Source organism: Arenivirga flava (assembly GCF_030161575.1).
Taxonomy (GTDB): domain Bacteria; phylum Actinomycetota; class Actinomycetes; order Actinomycetales; family Microbacteriaceae; genus Arenivirga; species Arenivirga flava.
This window is the reverse complement of the sequence record NZ_BSUL01000001.1, coordinates 1,035,798-1,051,708: the sequence shown is the minus strand read 5'-3', so window position 1 is coordinate 1,051,708 and position 15,911 is coordinate 1,035,798. Positions and strand designations below refer to the sequence as shown.

Genomic DNA, 15,911 nt, shown 5'->3' with positions numbered 1-15,911 from the left:
CACCACCTCATCGCGACGAGCCCCGGCGGGGGAGCGGTCGGGGTCGCCGGTTCCGCGCATCCGCTCGTCCCGTTCCTCCCGCGCACGACCAGAAAGCAGACCCGGATGACCCAGCAGAAGACCCGCGTCGCCCTCCTCTTCGGCGGCCGGACCAGCGAGCACATCGTCGGCACCGGCACCGCGAGCGGCGTGCTCGGTGCGATCGACACCGACAAGTACGAGGTCATCCCCGTCGGCATCACCCTCGACGGCGTCCTCACGCTGCAGGACGGCGACCCCGAGCTGTGGCGGATGCGCCCGGACCGCCACGCGGTCGTGCAGGACAACGGCACCCGCGTGCACTTCCCCGAGGCGCCCGGCAGTCGCGAGCTGTTCGTGACCGAGCAGGACGGCACGCGCCGCTCGCTCGGCGAGATCGACGTGGTGTTCCCGGCGCTGCTCGGTCCGACCGTGGAGGACGGTGCGATCCAGGGCTGGTTCGAGCTGCTCGACATCCCCTACGTCGGCAACGGCATCCTCGCCTCGGCCATCGGCTTCGACAAGGACGCCTTCAAGCGCGTGCTCGAGCAGGCCGGCGTGCCGATCGCCCCCTGGTACACGGTCACCGCGCGCGAGTGGGCGGGCGACCGCTCGAAGGCCGAGGCGGCGGCGGAGGGCTTCGGCTACCCCGTCTTCGTCAAGCCGGCCCGCGCCGGCTCGTCGGTGGGCGTCAGCAAGGTGAAGGCGCCCGCCGATCTCGCCGCTGCGGTCGAGATCGCGCTAGCGGAGGACTCGAAGGTGCTCATCGAGCCCATGGTCGTCGGACGCGAGGTCGAGGTCTCCGTGCTCGGCGGTCGCGACGGCGCGGGTCCCCGCGTCTCGGTGGCCGGCGAGATCATCGTCACGGGCCGCGAGTTCTACGACTTCGACGCGAAGTACTCGGGCGCCGACGGCGTCGAGCTGCGCTGCCCGACCGAGATGGACCCCGCCGACCTCGCCGAGATGCAGCGCCTCGCGGCGCGCGCCTTCGAGGCGATCGGCGGCGCGGGCCTGGCGCGCGCGGACTTCTTCCTCACCGAGCAGGGTTTCGTGGTGAACGAGCTCAACACGCTGCCCGGCTTCACGCCCATCTCGATGTACCCGAAGCTCTGGGAGGCCAGTGGACTGGCCTACGGCGACCTCATCGACGAGCTCATCCAGCTCGGGCTCGAGACCGTCCGCTGACGATCACTCCGCGGGGGCGGTCTCCTCGGGCGCGGGCGCCCCGTCCGGGTCGACGAGGGTGCCCTCCTCGTCGGGGGTGGCGCCGCCGAAGACGTCCTGCGCGGCGACGCACGCGCGCTCCGCGGGCGCGTAGTCGATGGTGTTCTGCAAGTTGTTGAGCACGTTCGTGCCCGAGATCATCTGCTCCGTGTCGACGATCACCTCGGTCGCGGGCGTGCGGCCGTAGGTGATGAACCGGTAGACCGGGTCCTCGCTCGGGTCCTGCAGCCAGTCGACGTCGCCGATGGTCACGCAGGTGAACTCCGCCGTGGGTCCGGGGGCTCCACGCCGCAGCGCAGCAGCACGGCGCTCTGGTCCGACCCCGGTTGCGACCAGGCGGCCGTGGCCTGCGCATTGGTCTCGCGCAGCTCGAGGCCCTCCATGTCGGGGATGAGGTCGAGCCGGGTGATGATCTCGGCGCAGCCGGGGTCTCCGGCGTCGGCGGCGGGCTCCAGGTTGACGATCGGGGTGCAGCCGGCGACCGCGCCGGTGATGAGGGCAGCGGGCAGCAGGGTCGCCGCGAGCCGGCGTGGTGAGGGGCGCATCGTGCGACAGGCTACCGTGAGGAGCATGGAGCGATCTGGCGACGACGGGACGCTCGGCGGGCTCGGGGAGCTCGCGGTGCTCGAACGGATCACCCGCCGTCTGCCCGCCGCGCAGGGCGCCCTGCTCGGCCCGGGCGACGACGCCGCGGTCGTCGCCGCGCCGGACGGCCGCTTCGTCACGACGACCGACCTCATGGTGCACGGCCCGGACTTTCGCCTCGCATGGTCGAGCGGGCACGACCTGGGTTGGAAGATCGCCGCCGCCAACCTGGCCGACGTCGCCGCGATGGGCGCGGTTCCCTCCGGACTGCTCGTCGGGCTCGCCGCCCCGACGTCGACGCCGATCGCCCTGCTCGAGGCGATCGCCGACGGACTGCGCGATGCGTGCGAGGCCCTCGCGCCGGGGTGCGGCGTGGTCGGCGGCGACCTCTCCGCATCCGCTTCGCTCACCCTCGCCGTGACCGCCTTCGGCGACCTGGAGGGACGCGCCCCGGTGCGCCGCGACGGCGCCTCGCCGGGGCAGGTCGTCGCCGTCGCGGGTCCATTGGGTCGCGCGGCCCTGGGTCTGCGGCTGCTCTTCTCGGAGGGCGTCGACGGCTCGGGGGAGCCGGATGCCGCCCTCGCGTCGCGTCTGCGCGAACGGCACCCGAGCTGGGTCGGTGCGCAGCTCGCGCCGCAACCGCCGATCGCGGCCGGCAGGGCGGCCGCGCTGGCCGGTGCCACCGCGATGCTCGACCTCTCCGACGGCCTCGCGCTCGACGCGCGGCGCGTCATCCGGGCGAGCGGGGTGGGCATCGACCTCGCCGCCGCCGCGGTGCGAGCACTGGCCCCGCAGGTCGCCGACGGCCTCGAGCTCGCCCTGGCCGGTGGCGAGGACCACTCGCTGCTGGCGGTGCTGCCCGACGGCGCCGAGCTGCCGCACGGTTTCACGCGCATCGGCCGCACGGTGCCCGGTGACGAGCTCACCGTCGACGGCGCGCCGGTGGACCTGAGCGGATGGGACCCCTACGCCGGGTGGGACGGCGGCGTCGGCTGAGCACCGTCTCGCGGCGCGGAGGTCACACCACCCGCGCGGGATCGAACCGGTGGCACCCGGCGAGGTGATCGTGCACGAGCCCGGCCGACTGCATGAGCGCGTAGCCGGTCGTCGGCCCGACGAAGCGCAGCCCGCGGCTCCGCAGCTCGGCGCTCAGCGACACCGACGCCTCGGTCGTGGCGGGCACGTCCGCCAGCGTCCGCCGAGCGGGCCCCGGCGATGACTCGAACGACCAGATCAGCGCGTCCAGTGCGCCCGGCTCCCAGGCGGCCACTATGCGGGCGTTGGCGATCGTCGCGAGCACCTTGGCCCGGTTGCGGATGATGCCCGCATCGGCGAGCAGGCGCTCGACGTCTCCACCGTCGTAGGCCGCGACGACCGCGGGCTCGAAGCCCGAGAACGCGGCGCGGAACCCGGGCCGCCGCTTGAGGATCGTGATCCAGGAGAGCCCGGACTGGAACGCTTCGAGGCTGAGCTTCTCGAAGAGCGCACGGTCGCCGTGCAGCGGCACGCCCCACTCCTCGTCGTGGTAGCGGCGGTACTCGGCGTCGTCGCCCACCCATCCGCAGCGCCGCAGGCCATCCGGTCCCGTCCTCAGATCATCCATGCGGCGAGGCTAGCGAGGCGGGGCGCAGGCAGCGGTCGACGGGCGCGGATGGTGGACGCGCATCCGGTCCGGCGTCGGGGGAGGAGCCGTCGCGCGCCTACGATGGGGGGATGCCAGCCCCGTTCCTCCGCCCGCTCGGCCGCTCCGGACTCGTCGTCTCGGCGGTGGGCCTCGGCGGCAATAACTTCGGTCGGGCCGGCACCGCCACCGAGACCCAGCAGGGCGCGGACGCCGTCATCGGCGCCGCGCTCGACGCCGGAGTCAACCTCATCGACGGGGCGGACATCTACGGCGCCCGCCGCGGCCTCAGCGAGGAGGTCCTCGGGCGTGCGCTGCAGGGACGGCGCGACCGCTTCGTGCTCGCCACGAAGTTCGGCATGGACATGGAGGGGGCGAACGGCCCGGACTGGGGTGCGCGCGGCTCCCGTCGATACGTCCGGCTCGCGGTCGAGGCGTCGCTGCGCCGCCTGCGCACCGACTGGATCGATCTCTACCAGCTGCACGCCCCCGATCCGATCACCCCGATCGAGGAGACCCTCGACGTGCTCGGCGACCTCGTGCGCGAGGGCAAGGTGCGCTACCTCGGCCACTCGAACCTCGCCGGCTGGCAGATCGCCGAGGCCGAGTTCGTGGCGCGCCGCGACGGCGCCGTGCCGTTCGTCAGCGCGCAGAACGAGTACAGCCTGCTCGCCCGCGGCGCCGAGGCGGAGGTGCTGCCGGCGGTGCGGGCCTACGGCCTGGGCTTCCTGCCCTACTTCCCGCTCGCCAACGGCCTGCTGACCGGCAAGTACCGCAGCGACGCCGCACCGAGCGACGGCCGGATCACGCACTCCAAGCCGCAGCTGCTCGAGTCGGCGCCGTGGCCGGCGATCGAGCGCTACCGCGCCTTCGCCGAGCAGCGCGGCGTCTCCATGCTCGAGGCCACCTTCGGCTGGCTGCTCGCACAGCCGGGGCTCGCGAGCGTGATCGCGGGCGCGACGCGTCCCGAGCAGCTCGTGCAGAACGCCGCCGCGGCGACCGCGTGGACGCCCGACGAGGCCGATCTGCGCGAGATCGACGCGATCTTCGCCGACGGGCGGTCCTGACCGTGCTGCAGCTCGGGGAGGCCTCGGGCACCGTGCCGGTGCCCGTCGAGGGCGGTCCCGCGCTCGCGCTGAGCTGGCATGCGCTCACCGACGTCGGCCACCGGCGCTCGCTCAACGAGGACAGCCTGGTCGCGATGGCGCCGGTCTTCGCGGTGGCGGACGGCATGGGCGGCCACGACTCCGGCGACGTCGCCAGCGCGGCCGTCGTGCGCCGTCTGGGGGAGCTCGCCTCCGACGGCCTGACCTCCATCGACGAGATCACCGCGGCGCTCGCGCGGGCCACGCTCGATATCCACGATGGCGAAATCGCCGGCGGCCGCGGCAGCGGCACCACCGTGACGGGTGCCGCGCTCGTCGCCGAGGAGGGCACCCCTACCTCGCCGTCCTCAATCTCGGTGACTCCCGCGTCTACGCCGCCGAGGGCCCGGACTTCGCCCGCGTCACGGTCGACCACTCGGTCGTGCAGGCCATGGTCGACGCCGGCATGATCAGCGAGGCGGAAGCGGAGCACCACCCCGACAGCAACGTCATCACCCGCGCCATCGGCTTCGAGGACGATCCGCAGCCGGACGTCTGGCTCATCCCGCTGCGCGCGGGCATCCGCCTCCTCATCTGCTCGGACGGCCTGACCAAGGAGCTCCGGGACGACTGGATCCGGATGCACGTGACGGCCGGCTTCTCCGCGGAGGCCACCGCGCAGGCCCTGCTCGACGCGGCGCTCGACGCCGGCGGCCGCGACAACGTGACGCTCATCGTGCTCGACCTGCACGAGGCCTGACCGATCGTGACCTCCTCGCCGCTCGGACCCCTGGCCGTGCCCGGCTTCGGCGATGTGCGGTTCCACAGCTCCGGCGAGCTGGTGGACATCTACACCGCGCAGCAGCTCGCGCCGCGGCGTCCCGTGCTGCTCACCGTGCTGCAGCGACCGGTCGCCTCCGATGCCGCGCGGGAGCGCTTCCGCACCGCCGCCGATCGGATGGCGCTCGTGAGCGCGCATCCGTCCGTGCTGACCGTGCTGCAGGCGTCCATCGCCAGCGACGGCCGACCCTACGTCGTCACCGAGGTGTGCACCGGCCACATCGCCGAGGGCGGCAGACGGCTCGGGCTCGAGGAGGCACTGACGATGGGAGTGCGCATCGGCAGCGCGCTCGAGACCCTGCACCGCTCCTCGGTGCTGCACGGCGGCGTGCGACCGGTGCATCTGCTGCTCACCCCCTTCGGCTCGATCGTGCTCGCCGCCAGCGGCTACGCCGCCGCGTTCGACATCGCCGCGGTGCCGTCGGTGGACGACGTCTTCAGCGCGCCGGAGGTGCGCGCCGGCGGACCGCTGACGGTGGCCGCGGATGTGCACGACCTCGGCGCGACGCTGCGGGAGACGGTCGGCGAGGAGGCGGTACCGGCCCCGGTGCGGCGGGTCCTCGACCGGGCCACGTCGCGCGATCCGGCACGGCGCCACGCCTCGGCGCTCGAACTCGTGCTGGAGCTGCGCGAGGCGCAGGCGGAGCTCGGTCTGGCCGTCACGCCGATCGAGGTGGCGCTCGACGGGCGCAGCCCGCTCGACGCCCGGATCCTCGCCGAGGCGGACCGCCCCGTGCACGCACCGCGACGCGGTGCCCGGCTGGTCTCCTGGGGCCTCCTCGTCGTCGCGGTCGCCGCGATCGCGGTCGGTGCGTCGCTGTTCGCGTCGCTGGCCCGCAGCTCCGGCCCGGGCATCCCCGTCGTGGAGGACCTCCGGGCGGATGCCGACGATGCCGCGGTGACGTTCGACTGGAGCGACCCCGGCCTCGAGGCGGGCGACCGCTACCGGGTGCGCGTCGACGGCGGCGTGCCATCGCTCGTCGACGAGCCCCGTCTGCGCGTGGACGCCGCGGCCGGCGCGACCGTCTGCCTCTCGGTGGCGGTGAGCCGCCAGGGCCGCCTGGGCGAGCACAGCGTGCCGGTCTGCGCCGCGCTCGCACCCTGAGCGCCGCCGGCATGGGGCGACGGCTGCTAACCTCGGGGCCGGTCGACGGGTGCTCGGGATGCGCGCGACGGCCGAGGAGGTGCTGCGTCATGGACGCGAACGAAAGATTCCTGCTGCAGTTCAGCACGGGCGACAGCTACGCGGTCCGCGGCGGCGGATTGCTGGGGCGGCACCCGGCGGCGGACCCCGGCACGACCGCCACCCACCTCATCCGCGTCCCGGATGCCGGACGCTCGGTGTCGAAGACCCACCTGCAGTTCGGCATCGACGACGGCGAGTTCTGGATCCTCGACCGCCACTCCGGCAACGGCACCGTGCTCTGGGCGCCGGGCGAGTCGCCGGTGCGCTGCGAGCCGGGGCGCCGGTACCGCGCGCCCCGCGGCAGCCGCGTCGAGGTCGGCGAGCAGTTCTTCCTGCTCGACTGATCCGGGGGCGCAGCCCCTCCACAGGGGTCCCGCCTCCACGGTTTCGAGCGAGCGGGGGCCGGCGCCGCGCTCTGCTCGCTTCGCTGGAGCCATGACGGATGCGACGAGCGAACCCCTCCGCGGACCGCGCGGCCCCAGCCGGACGGAGCCGATGCCGTTCCCGCTCGTCGCGAGCCTCGCCCCGCTGGTGGGCGCGCTGCTGATCTGGGCGGTCACCCGCTCGCCCTTCGCGCTCCTCTTCGCGCTGCTCGGTCCGATCGTGGCGGTCGGCGCGCTCGCCGACGGCAGGATCGGTGCTCGGCGGCGACTCCGCCGCGAGCGCCGCCGCTTCGACGAGGAGTGCGCGGCCGCACAGGAGGCGGTGATCCTGCGCCACGAGCAGGAACGGCGCGAGCTCGACGCGACGCTGCCGACGCTGAGCGAGGAGCTGCGAGGCGAGGCCGGCCTGCGACGGCGCTGGGGTCCGGACGCCTCCGTGCGCATCGGCACGGGTGCTCGCCGCAGCTCGCTGAGGATGGAGCGCAACGTCGCCGACGGGGAGCGTGCGCAGGAGACCGAGCGCCGCGACCGGCTCATCGAGAGCGTGCGGGTGCTGGAGGGCGCGCCGATCGGCACCGATGCCCGGCGCATCGGGGTGGTCGCGTCGCCGACCATCGCTCGCGCGATCGCCAGGGCGCTGCTGCTGCACCGCCTGTGCGTCGTGTCGCCCTCCGCGATGCGGGTCGAGGCGCCGGCGGGCGGCGAGTGGTCCTGGCTCGCGCGTGCACCGCATCCGCTTCGTCGACGCGCCGCCGACGAGGCCGCGGCGGGCGACGGATGGGCCGAGCAGGTCGCCTGGACCGAGCAGGGCGAGCCCGCATGGCTCGCGCTGCGCGAACGGGAGGCCGAGCTGCCGCCCGGCTGCGAGGTGGTGGTCGTGGTGGACGGCGCCGGCGCGCGGCTGCTGCGCCACTCCGACGCCGCATCCATCGGCGCATTCGAACCGGAGCTCTGCGGCCTCGCCGCCGCGTCCGCCGGCGCGGCGCTGCTGTTCGAGGAGTCGGCTCGCCTCGGCTCGGGAGCCGCGGCGGCGACCGTACCGGAGCGGGTCGCTCTCGCCGGGATCGAGCAGCCGGCCCCCGAGGGACTCCGCGCGGTGCTCGGCGTCGGGGCGCACGGCCCGTTGGCCATCGACCTCCTGCGGCACGGGCCGCACGCGCTCGTGGCCGGCACGACGGGCAGCGGCAAGAGCGAGCTGCTCGTGTCCTGGGTGCTCGCGATGGCCGGCACCCGCGCCCCAGACGAGCTCGCCGTGCTGCTCGTCGACTTCAAGGGCGGCGCCGCATTCGCGCCGCTCGAGGCGCTGCCGCACGTCGTCGGGGTGATCACCGACCTCGACGCGTCCGCCGCTCGGCGCGCACTGGAGAGCCTGCGCGCCGAGACGCGCCGGCGCGAACGCCTGCTCGCCGAGCATCGCGCGCGCTCCATCGCGGAGCTCGAGCCGGGCCGCCTCGCCAGGCTCGTCGTGATCATCGACGAGTTCGCCGCGATGATGCAGGCGCTGCCCGAGCTCGAGCCGCTCATCGCCGATCTCGCGGCACGTGGGCGGTCCCTCGGCATCCATCTCGTGCTCTGCACGCAGCGACCGGCGGGCGCGGTGCGCGACGGCGTGCTCGCGAACGCGGCCCTGCGGATCGCGCTGCGGGTGATGAGCGAGGCCGACAGCAGCGCCGTGGTCGGCGTGCCGGCGGCGGCGGCGCTGCCTGCGGCGCGGCCCGGTCGCGCGATCGTGCTGGTCGAGGGGGAGACCGTCGAGGCGCAGATGGCGCTGCCGTCGACGAGGGACGCCGAGGCCGTGCGGGAGCGCTGGGCCGACGCCGCCCAACCCTTCCGCCCCTGGCTCCCGCCACTGTCGGCGTGGCTCGATCCGCGGCTGCTGCCGGGGGAGGGCTTGGCGCTCGGCCTGCTCGACGTGCCCGAGGAGCAGCGCCGCGACGTGCTCGACCTGGGCGCTTCGGGTCCCGTGCTCGTCCTCGGCGGAGCGGGCAGCGGTCGCACGGGTGCCGTGGCCGCGGCGCAGCGGGCCGCGCAGCGGGTCGGGCTGCCGGTGCGACGGCCCGGTCGCGGGCCGCGCGACCTCTGGCGGGCGATCGAGGGCGCCGAGCTCGCCGTCGGTGCCTCCGCGCTCCTGCTCGACGATCTCGACCTGCTCCTCGACCGGCTCGGCGAGGAGCACCGGCTGCACGCCCTCGACCGGCTCGCCCGCCTGCTGCGGGAGGCGCCCGCGCGCGGCCTCCACGTGCTCGTGACGGCGCAGCGTCCGGCGGGCCTGGGTGCGCTCGTGCAGCTCTGCCGAAGCCGGGTGCTGCTGCGCATCGACGACCGGCAGGAGCATGCGCTCGCGGGAGGTGCGCCCCAGCTGCACGACCCGGCACTGCCTCCGGGAGCGGGCACCGTCGGCGGTCGCCGACTGCAGCTCGCCCTCGTCGACGATCCCGGCGCCGATGAGGAGGGCCTGCCCGAGTGCGTGGACCCGCGGTCGATCCGCGCGATCGCCGGCGCGGACGCCCGTCGCATCGCGGACCGCTGGTGCGCCGCCGACCCGGGCCTGCGCGCGCTCGCCCTCGATGCGCCCGAGTCGGCCGGCATCGGCGTCGATGCGACGGCGCTGCTCGTCGGCGACCTGGACGACTGGAACGCGCGATGGGGGCTCTTCGCGCGCCTCGCGCAGCACGGAGCGGTGCTGATCACCGGGGGATCGCTGGCGGACGTCCGCTCGCTGCTGCGACCCTCGGTCCTGCCGCCGCCCGTGGCGCCGGGGGAGGCGTGGCTGGCCGGCCCGGAGGGCATCCGGGCCGTCGCGCTCGAGGCCGTCGCCCGCGAGCATCGCGCCGCCGTGTAGCGTGACGCGCATGCCCCTCGAACAGCGGTTCAGCCTCGAGCTCGAGTGGCAGGGCGACCGCGGCAGCGGCACGAGCGGGCCGCGGGACTACGGCCGTCAGCACGAGCTGCGCGCGCAGGGACGTCCGCCGATCCCCGGGTCCGCGGACCGGATCTTCCGCGGCGACGCGGACCGCTGGAATCCGGAGCTGCTGCTGCTCGGGGCCCTGGCCGAGTGCCACATGATGTCCTACCTGCACGTCGCCGCCCTGTCCGGGGTCCGCGTCGTCGGCTACCGGGACGCACCCTCGGCGAACCTCGTCGTCGAGTCCGACGGCAGCGGGCGCATGACCGGCGCGGTGCTGCGGCCCGACGTCGAGCTGGCCGAGGGCGCCGACGTCGAGGCCGCGGCCGCACTGCACGGCAGGGCCGCCGAGCTCTGCTTCATCGCGAACTCGGTGGCCTTCGCGGTGCGGCACGAGCCGAGGCACCGCGTGCGCGCCTGAGCGCGCCCTGCGCGGCGACGCGCCTGGACCCTCCGTTCAGAGCCGGCTGCCATACTGGCGCGGGCCCGATCGGGCCGATCACCGCCGAACGATGAAGGACTCCTTCTTGCGCCTCCGCCGCCTCGCATTGCCCGCCACCGTGCTCCTCGCCGCGACCCTCACCGCCTGCTCCATCTCGAGCGCGGCCCCGCTGGACAAGATCACGGTCACCGGCGAGGGCGACGTCAAGCCCGAGCTCACCTTCGAGACGCCGCTGGAGGCCGACGCCTTCGCCACGAAGGTGCTCGAGGAGGGCGATGGCGAGGAGCTCGCCGAGGGGGACGCCTTCACGATCTCCTACGTCTTCGTCAACGGCACCACGGGCGACGAGCTGTTCAGCAACGGCTGGGACGGCGCCGCGCCCGAGCAGTTCGGCATCGACAGCACCTTCCCGACCGGCATCAACAAGAGCTTCGAGGGCGTGCCGGTCGGCTCCCGGGTGCTCTCGATCCTGCCGCCCGAGGAGTTCTTCGGCACCCAGGGCAACACCCAGCTCGGCCTCGACGGCTCCGAGAACGTCGTGCTGCTGGCCGACATCGTCGAGAAGCTGCCGGAGGTGCCCGACCGCGCCGACGGCGAGCCGCAGGATCCCGTCGCCGGCCTGCCGACCGTCGAGCTCGACGAGGACGGCCGTCCGACGGTCACCATCCCCGACAGCGACCCGCCCGCGGAGCTCACCGTCGGCGTGCTGCAGAAGGGCGACGGCGAGGTCGTCGAGGAGTCCGACACCGTCGTGGTCCAGTACCAGGGCGTCAACTGGCGCACCGGCGAGGTCTTCGACGAGAGCTGGGCGCGCGGCGAGCCCTCCACCTTCCCGCTGTCCAGCCTCGTCCCCGGCTTCACGCAGGGCGTCGCAGGCCAGACGGTCGGCTCGCAGGTCATCATCTCCATCCCGTCCGAGCTCGGCTACGCCACCGGCAACGAGAACGCCGGCATCGAGGTCGGCGACACGATCGTCTTCGTCGTCGACATCCTCGGCATCCGCTGAGCCCGCGGGAGGGGAGCGGATGCGCGACGTCGTCGTCCTCGGATCGACGGGATCGATCGGCCGGCAGGCGCTCGACGTCATCCGCGCCGCGCCGGACCGATTCCGCGTCGTCGGCCTCTCGGCCGGCACCGACCGGTCGGCACTGGCGGCGCAGGCCGCCGAGTTCGGCGTCGAGCACACGGCGCTCGGGGCCGCGGAGTCCGCGCAGCTCGTCCGCGACGTCACCGCCGACGTCGTGCTCAACGGCATCACCGGCTCGGTGGGGCTCGAGCCGACGCTGGCGGCGCTCGACGCCGGCCGCACCCTCGCCCTGGCCAACAAGGAGAGCCTGGTCGTGGGCGGCGAGTTCGTCACCGGCAGAGCGGCACCCGGCCAGCTCGTGCCCGTCGACTCCGAGCACTCCGCGCTCGCGCAAGCCCTCCGCGGCGGCACGGCTGACGAGGTGCGGCGGCTCGTGCTCACCGCGTCCGGCGGTCCGTTCCGTGGCCGCAGCCGTGCCGAGCTGGAGCACGTGTCGCCCGCGCAGGCGCTGGCCCACCCGACCTGGAGCATGGGCCCCGTGGTCACGACCAACTCCGCGACGCTGGTGAACAAGGGTCTCGAGGTCATCGAGGCGCACCTGCTGTTCGGCCTCGGCTACGAGCGGATCGACGTGGTCGTGCATCCGCAGTCGATCGTGCACTCCATGGTCGAGTTCGTCGACGGCTCCACCCTCGCGCAGGCGTCGCCGCCCGACATGCGGCTGCCCATCGCGCTCGCGCTCGGCTGGCCCGAGCGGGTACCCGGCGCGGGCGCGCCGCTCGACTGGACCCGTGCCAGCAGCTGGACCTTCGAGCCGCTCGACGACGCGGCCTTCCCGGCCGTCGCCCTCGCACGCGAGGTCGGCGCTGCCGGAGGCGCGCATCCCGCCGTCTACAACGCCGCGAACGAGCAGGCCGTCGCGGGCTTCCACGCAGGACGGATCGGGTTCACCGGCATCGTGGACACCGTGCGCGACGTGGTCGAGGCCTTCGACCCCGCATCCGCCCGCCCCGGCCTGGACGAGCTGCTCGAGGCCGAGCGCTGGGCGCGGTTCGAAGCCGACCGGCGCATCGCCGCGCGCTGACCCGGCGTTCGGGACGTCTCCCGGCGGGAGGCGCCCCGTCACCGAGGTACTGATGCTTTCCCGGCGGGAGGCACCCCGTCACCGAGGTACTGATGCTTTCCCGGCGGGAGGCGCCCCGTCACCGGTGCGCGTCATGTCTTCCCGCAGAGAACGCGCCCTTCGAGCACCGCGGTGATCCCGAATGACGGAGATCGGCAGGATCGAAGGTGTCGGCGCGCGCTGCCCTGGCGCTTCACGGCGCTGCGTCCGTCATTCGGGGCCGGGGCCGGGGTCGCGGCGGAATCGGATCGGGGTCGGGCGGGCGGCAGGGTCGGCGAAGAGCCCGGCGCCGAGCGCGCGAGGTTGCCTCCGCCGTGCCGTGCGCTGGACCGGCGTGCGAAACGTCCGCCATCGGGAAGCGCGCCCTCACCGGCGCGCGGAACGTGTCCCGGCGGAGAATGCTCCCCTCAGGCGCCTTGGCGATCCTGAATGACGGAGATCGGCAGGATCGGAGGTGTCGGCGCGCGCTGCCCTGGCGCTTCACGGCGCTGCGTCCGTCATTTGGGATCGGGGGCGGTGGTCGGCGGGCTGCTGGCGGCGCGGCTGCTGGTGGCGGGGCGGGGTGCTGGTGGCTGGTGGCGGGGAGGGCTGCTGGTGGCGGGGCGGGTGCTGGTGGCGCGGCGGCTGCCGGCGGCGGGATCAGCGCAGCGCGCGGCGCCGAGCGCGCAGGTTCGCCTCGACGGTGGCCTCGAGCGCCTCGCGCCACGGTGTGGGACGCAGCTGCAGTGCGAGCTCGGTCTCGCTCGCGTCGAGCACGTAGGGCCGTTCGAACTCGTAGCGCACCGCGTCGACCTCGCGGAGAAACGGCGAGACCAGCTTCGCGAGCGCCACGAGGGTCGGATTGACCCTTTCGAGGTCGCCCGTGCTGCCGGCGACGATGTTCGTCTCCGCAGCGATGTCGCGCATGGTGCGCGGCTCGCCGCTCGGCACGTGCCAGGCGCGGCCCCAGCTGCGCTCGTCGTCGGCGGCCGCGGCGAGCGTCGCCGCGAAGTCGGGGATGTAGCTCCAGCTGTGCGGCATGAGCGGGTCGCCGGTGACGCGGGCCGTCTCCGACGCGACCAGCGGCCCGAAGAACTTCGTGCCCAGGTGCGCGTTCGCGCCGGCGGTCGGGCCGTAGTAGTCGCTCGAGCGCACCTCCACCGCGCGCACGTCGCCGCGCAGGGTCGCCGCCTGCGCGCGGCGCCACAGCTCGGCGCGCAGCATGCCCTTGCCCTCGGTGCTGGCGAGCGGCGAGCGCTCCGTCATGGCGCCGTCGACCGGCCCGTAGGCGTAGAGGTTGCCGCCCATCACCAGGTCGGCGCCCGAGCGGCGGGCCGCCTCGATGGCGGCGTCGACGACCGGCGGCAGCGTCTCCGGCCAGGTCGTGTACGGAGGGTTGACGAGCAGGAAGATCGTCCGGCAACCCGCCGCGGCCGCCGTGAGCGCGGTCGCGTCGACGGCGTCGAGTCGGAGGGACTCCGTCCCCGGCACCGCCCGACCGCTCGTGCTCGCGAGGCGGACCATCTCGCCGCGCGAGAGCAGCAGGCGGGCGAGCTCGGTGCCCACCGCACCGGCACCGACGATGAGACGTCGCATCCGATCGTCCCCCCACCGTCGTCGCGTGCGGACCGCAGTCCTCGCCCGACGCTAGCGGTGCTCCGGTCGGGGCCGGACCCCCAGAAGAGGGTGCAGCAGTGCCCGCAGCGGGTTCATAGCCCCGGGGCACTACCGTGTGCACGTGGAATCCGTGCTGCTCTACGTGCTCGGCGTGCTCGTCATCGTCGTCGGCCTCGCCGTGTCGATCGGCCTGCACGAGATCGGGCACCTGCTGCCCGCGAAGCTCTTCGGCGTGCGCGTGACGCAGTACATGATCGGATTCGGGCCAACCATCTTCTCGCGCAAGCGCGGTGAGACGGAGTACGGCGTCAAGGCGGTTCCGCTCGGCGGCTACATCGCGATGTCGGGCATGTACCCGCCGAAGCGCCCCGGAGGCGCGCCCCGCGAGGCCAGCACCGGATTCCTGCAGGCGCTCTCCGGCGACGATCGGGCGGAACGGCGGCCCGGCGGCATCGCCTCCATGATCGAGGAGGCCCGCGAGGCGAGCGCCGAGACCATCGTGCGGGGCGAGGAGCACCGCACCTTCTACCAACTGCCGGTCTGGAAGCGCATCGTCATCATGGTCGGCGGCCCGGCGATGAACCTCGTGCTCGGCTTCCTCTTCACGGCGATCGTGCTCACCGGCTTCGGCGTCGCCCAGCCCGGGCTCACCGTCTCGAGCGTCAGCGAGTGCGTGGTGCCGGCCGGCAGCGCCCAGACCGAGTGCGCCGCCGGCGACCCGATCGCGCCGGGTGCCGAGGCCGGCGTGCTGCCGGGCGACGAGATCGTGGGCATCGACGGGCAGGATGCGGCGAACTGGGATCAGGTCAGCGGCATCATCCGCGACGCGCCCGGCCGCACCTTCACCCTCGAGGTGCTGCGCGACGGCGAGCCCGTCAGCCTGCAGGTGACCCCGCTGCTCACCGAGCGCGCCGTCTACGACGACGACGGGCGGCCCGTGCTCGACGACGCCGGCGATCCGGTGACCGCCGAGGTCGGCTTCGTCGGCGTCAGTCCGCAGTACGAGACCGTGCACCAGTCGATCACCGAGGTGCCCGCCGCGGTCGGCGACAACATCGGCCGGGTCGTGCACCTCATCCTGAACCTGCCGCAGCGGCTCGTCGACGTGGCCCAAGCTGCGTTCGGCGGGGGTGAGCGCGATCCGAACGGCCCGATGAGCGTCGTCGGCGTCGGACGCTTCGCGGGCGAGATCGCGTCGTACGACGCGCTGCCGGTCGCGGACCGGATCTCGGCGATGCTCGGCATCCTCGGCAGCCTCAACGTGATGCTCTTCGTCTTCAACCTCGTGCCGCTCATGCCGCTCGACGGCGGGCACGTGGCCGGCGCCGTGTGGGAGGCGGTGCGCCGCTTCTTCGCGAAACTCTTCGGCCGGTCCGATCCGGGCCCCGTGGACACCGCCAAGGTGATCCCGCTGACCTTCGTCGTGGTCATCCTGCTCGGCGGCATGAGCGCCCTGCTCATCTACGCCGACATCGTCAACCCGATCAGCCTGTTCTGAGCGCACGGCTGCCCATCGCCCACGCCTCGCGTTCCAGGTCGGCGCTTTCGCCGAACGACGGAGATCCGGCCCGGAGCCGGGCACGGGCGCCCAGGTACCCCGGTGAATGCGGGGAACAGCCTCGGCGAGTCCGCCGATCTCCGTCGTTCGGCAATTCCGTGTGCGGTGGGCGCGAGGAGTTCGGCGGCTCGGGCTGAGGCGGCTCGGCCTGACACCGCCCGGCCTACGGGTCCTCGCGCGGTAGCCTCGCCCGCCGTCGCGAAGAAGCTTCGGGGCGCGTCGGCGACATCGGGGCGCGCGGGCGCATGCCCCAGCGTCGCCGAAGCGCCCCAACACGATCTGGCGCGAGCGGAACGAACGGGCCGAGCGGATGGGCGG

Annotated in this window: 16 protein-coding genes; 12 read left to right on the top strand and 4 right to left on the bottom strand. The window is 74.1% G+C overall.

Annotated features, from left to right (window positions below; translation table 11 throughout):
• The first annotated feature begins 105 nt into the window (after positions 1–105).
• On the top strand, positions 106–1,203 hold the full coding sequence (locus QQK26_RS05155) for a D-alanine--D-alanine ligase family protein (protein WP_284230700.1): 1,098 nt from the start codon (positions 106–108) through the stop codon (positions 1,201–1,203).
• Positions 1,204–1,206: 3 nt separating this feature from the next.
• Here the strand turns inward: QQK26_RS05155 and QQK26_RS05150 are convergent, their stop codons facing one another.
• Positions 1,207–1,494 (bottom strand): hypothetical protein, encoded by a 288-nt coding sequence (locus QQK26_RS05150; protein ID WP_284230698.1) that lies wholly within the window; start codon positions 1,492–1,494, stop codon positions 1,207–1,209.
• On the bottom strand, positions 1,491–1,787 hold the full coding sequence (locus QQK26_RS05145; RefSeq protein ID WP_284230696.1) for a DUF3515 family protein: 297 nt from the start codon (positions 1,785–1,787) through the stop codon (positions 1,491–1,493). Before QQK26_RS05145 ends, QQK26_RS05150 begins: the two co-directional genes overlap by 4 nt.
• Positions 1,788–1,812: 25 nt before the next feature.
• Here QQK26_RS05145 and thiL point away from each other — a divergent pair, with 25 nt between their 5' ends.
• Entirely contained in the window at positions 1,813–2,823 is a 1,011-nt protein-coding gene (gene thiL / locus QQK26_RS05140; protein ID WP_284230694.1) for a thiamine-phosphate kinase, read from the top strand.
• A 22-nt stretch (positions 2,824–2,845) separates the two neighbouring features.
• On the opposite strand, the gene QQK26_RS05135 is transcribed toward thiL, so the two are convergent.
• The gene (locus QQK26_RS05135; protein ID WP_284230691.1) at positions 2,846–3,430 is read right to left on the bottom strand and encodes a DNA-3-methyladenine glycosylase I; all 585 of its coding nucleotides are present in this window, start codon (positions 3,428–3,430) and stop codon (positions 2,846–2,848) included.
• A 110-nt stretch (positions 3,431–3,540) separates the two neighbouring features.
• On the opposite strand from QQK26_RS05135, the gene QQK26_RS05130 reads away from it, so the two are divergent.
• The 9 genes from QQK26_RS05130 to dxr all read left to right on the top strand — a co-directional run bounded on the left by QQK26_RS05130 (position 3,541) and on the right by dxr (position 12,400).
• A complete protein-coding gene (locus QQK26_RS05130; protein ID WP_284230689.1) occupies positions 3,541–4,515 on the top strand; it encodes an aldo/keto reductase in 975 nt (324 codons plus the stop codon).
• Between the two features lie 2 nt (positions 4,516–4,517).
• Entirely contained in the window at positions 4,518–5,003 is a 486-nt protein-coding gene (locus tag QQK26_RS05125; RefSeq protein WP_284230687.1) for a PP2C family protein-serine/threonine phosphatase, read from the top strand.
• Positions 4,976–5,293, top strand: a complete 318-nt coding sequence (locus QQK26_RS05120) for a PP2C family protein-serine/threonine phosphatase (RefSeq protein WP_284230685.1) — start codon at positions 4,976–4,978, stop codon at positions 5,291–5,293. Before QQK26_RS05125 ends, QQK26_RS05120 begins: the two co-directional genes overlap by 28 nt.
• 6 nt (positions 5,294–5,299) lie before the next feature.
• Positions 5,300–6,478, top strand: coding sequence for a protein kinase (locus QQK26_RS05115; RefSeq protein WP_284230683.1), 1,179 nt, complete (start codon positions 5,300–5,302; stop codon positions 6,476–6,478).
• 89 nt (positions 6,479–6,567) lie between these two features.
• Positions 6,568–6,903 (top strand): FHA domain-containing protein, encoded by a 336-nt coding sequence (locus QQK26_RS05110; protein ID WP_284230681.1) that lies wholly within the window; start codon positions 6,568–6,570, stop codon positions 6,901–6,903.
• A 151-nt stretch (positions 6,904–7,054) separates the two neighbouring features.
• A complete protein-coding gene (locus tag QQK26_RS05105) occupies positions 7,055–9,784 on the top strand; it encodes an FtsK/SpoIIIE domain-containing protein (RefSeq protein ID WP_284230673.1) in 2,730 nt (909 codons plus the stop codon).
• Positions 9,785–9,794: 10 nt separating this feature from the next.
• Positions 9,795–10,268 (top strand): OsmC family protein, encoded by a 474-nt coding sequence (locus tag QQK26_RS05100; RefSeq protein ID WP_284230671.1) that lies wholly within the window; start codon positions 9,795–9,797, stop codon positions 10,266–10,268.
• A gap of 91 nt (positions 10,269–10,359) precedes the next feature.
• Positions 10,360–11,295 (top strand): FKBP-type peptidyl-prolyl cis-trans isomerase, encoded by a 936-nt coding sequence (locus tag QQK26_RS05095; protein ID WP_284230669.1) that lies wholly within the window; start codon positions 10,360–10,362, stop codon positions 11,293–11,295.
• 19 nt (positions 11,296–11,314) lie between these two features.
• Complete coding sequence (dxr, locus tag QQK26_RS05090; RefSeq protein WP_284230667.1) at positions 11,315–12,400, top strand: 1-deoxy-D-xylulose-5-phosphate reductoisomerase; 1,086 nt, start codon at positions 11,315–11,317, stop codon at positions 12,398–12,400.
• Positions 12,401–13,078: 678 nt separating this feature from the next.
• Here the strand turns inward: dxr and QQK26_RS05085 are convergent.
• Positions 13,079–14,014 (bottom strand): NAD-dependent epimerase/dehydratase family protein, encoded by a 936-nt coding sequence (locus QQK26_RS05085; RefSeq protein WP_284230665.1) that lies wholly within the window; start codon positions 14,012–14,014, stop codon positions 13,079–13,081.
• Between the two features lie 142 nt (positions 14,015–14,156).
• Here QQK26_RS05085 and QQK26_RS05080 point away from each other — a divergent pair, with 142 nt between their 5' ends.
• Positions 14,157–15,533 carry a M50 family metallopeptidase gene (locus QQK26_RS05080; RefSeq protein WP_284230664.1) on the top strand — a complete coding sequence of 459 codons (1,377 nt, stop codon included), beginning with the start codon at positions 14,157–14,159 and terminating at the stop codon, positions 15,531–15,533.
• Positions 15,534–15,911 lie beyond the last annotated feature (378 nt).

Coding starts and splice junctions, on each gene's coding strand:
- QQK26_RS05155 (WP_284230700.1), top strand. CDS start 106: ATGACCCAGCAGAAGACCCGCGTCGCCCTCCTCTTCGGCGGCCGGACC.
- QQK26_RS05145 (WP_284230696.1), bottom strand. CDS start 1,787: ATGCGCCCCTCACCACGCCGGCTCGCGGCGACCCTGCTGCCCGCTGCC.
- thiL (WP_284230694.1), top strand. CDS start 1,813: ATGGAGCGATCTGGCGACGACGGGACGCTCGGCGGGCTCGGGGAGCTC.
- QQK26_RS05135 (WP_284230691.1), bottom strand. CDS start 3,430: ATGGATGATCTGAGGACGGGACCGGATGGCCTGCGGCGCTGCGGATGG.
- QQK26_RS05130 (WP_284230689.1), top strand. CDS start 3,541: ATGCCAGCCCCGTTCCTCCGCCCGCTCGGCCGCTCCGGACTCGTCGTC.
- QQK26_RS05110 (WP_284230681.1), top strand. CDS start 6,568: ATGGACGCGAACGAAAGATTCCTGCTGCAGTTCAGCACGGGCGACAGC.
- QQK26_RS05105 (WP_284230673.1), top strand. CDS start 7,055: ATGCCGTTCCCGCTCGTCGCGAGCCTCGCCCCGCTGGTGGGCGCGCTG.
- QQK26_RS05100 (WP_284230671.1), top strand. CDS start 9,795: ATGCCCCTCGAACAGCGGTTCAGCCTCGAGCTCGAGTGGCAGGGCGAC.
- QQK26_RS05095 (WP_284230669.1), top strand. CDS start 10,360: ATGAAGGACTCCTTCTTGCGCCTCCGCCGCCTCGCATTGCCCGCCACC.
- dxr (WP_284230667.1), top strand. CDS start 11,315: ATGCGCGACGTCGTCGTCCTCGGATCGACGGGATCGATCGGCCGGCAG.
- QQK26_RS05085 (WP_284230665.1), bottom strand. CDS start 14,014: ATGCGACGTCTCATCGTCGGTGCCGGTGCGGTGGGCACCGAGCTCGCC.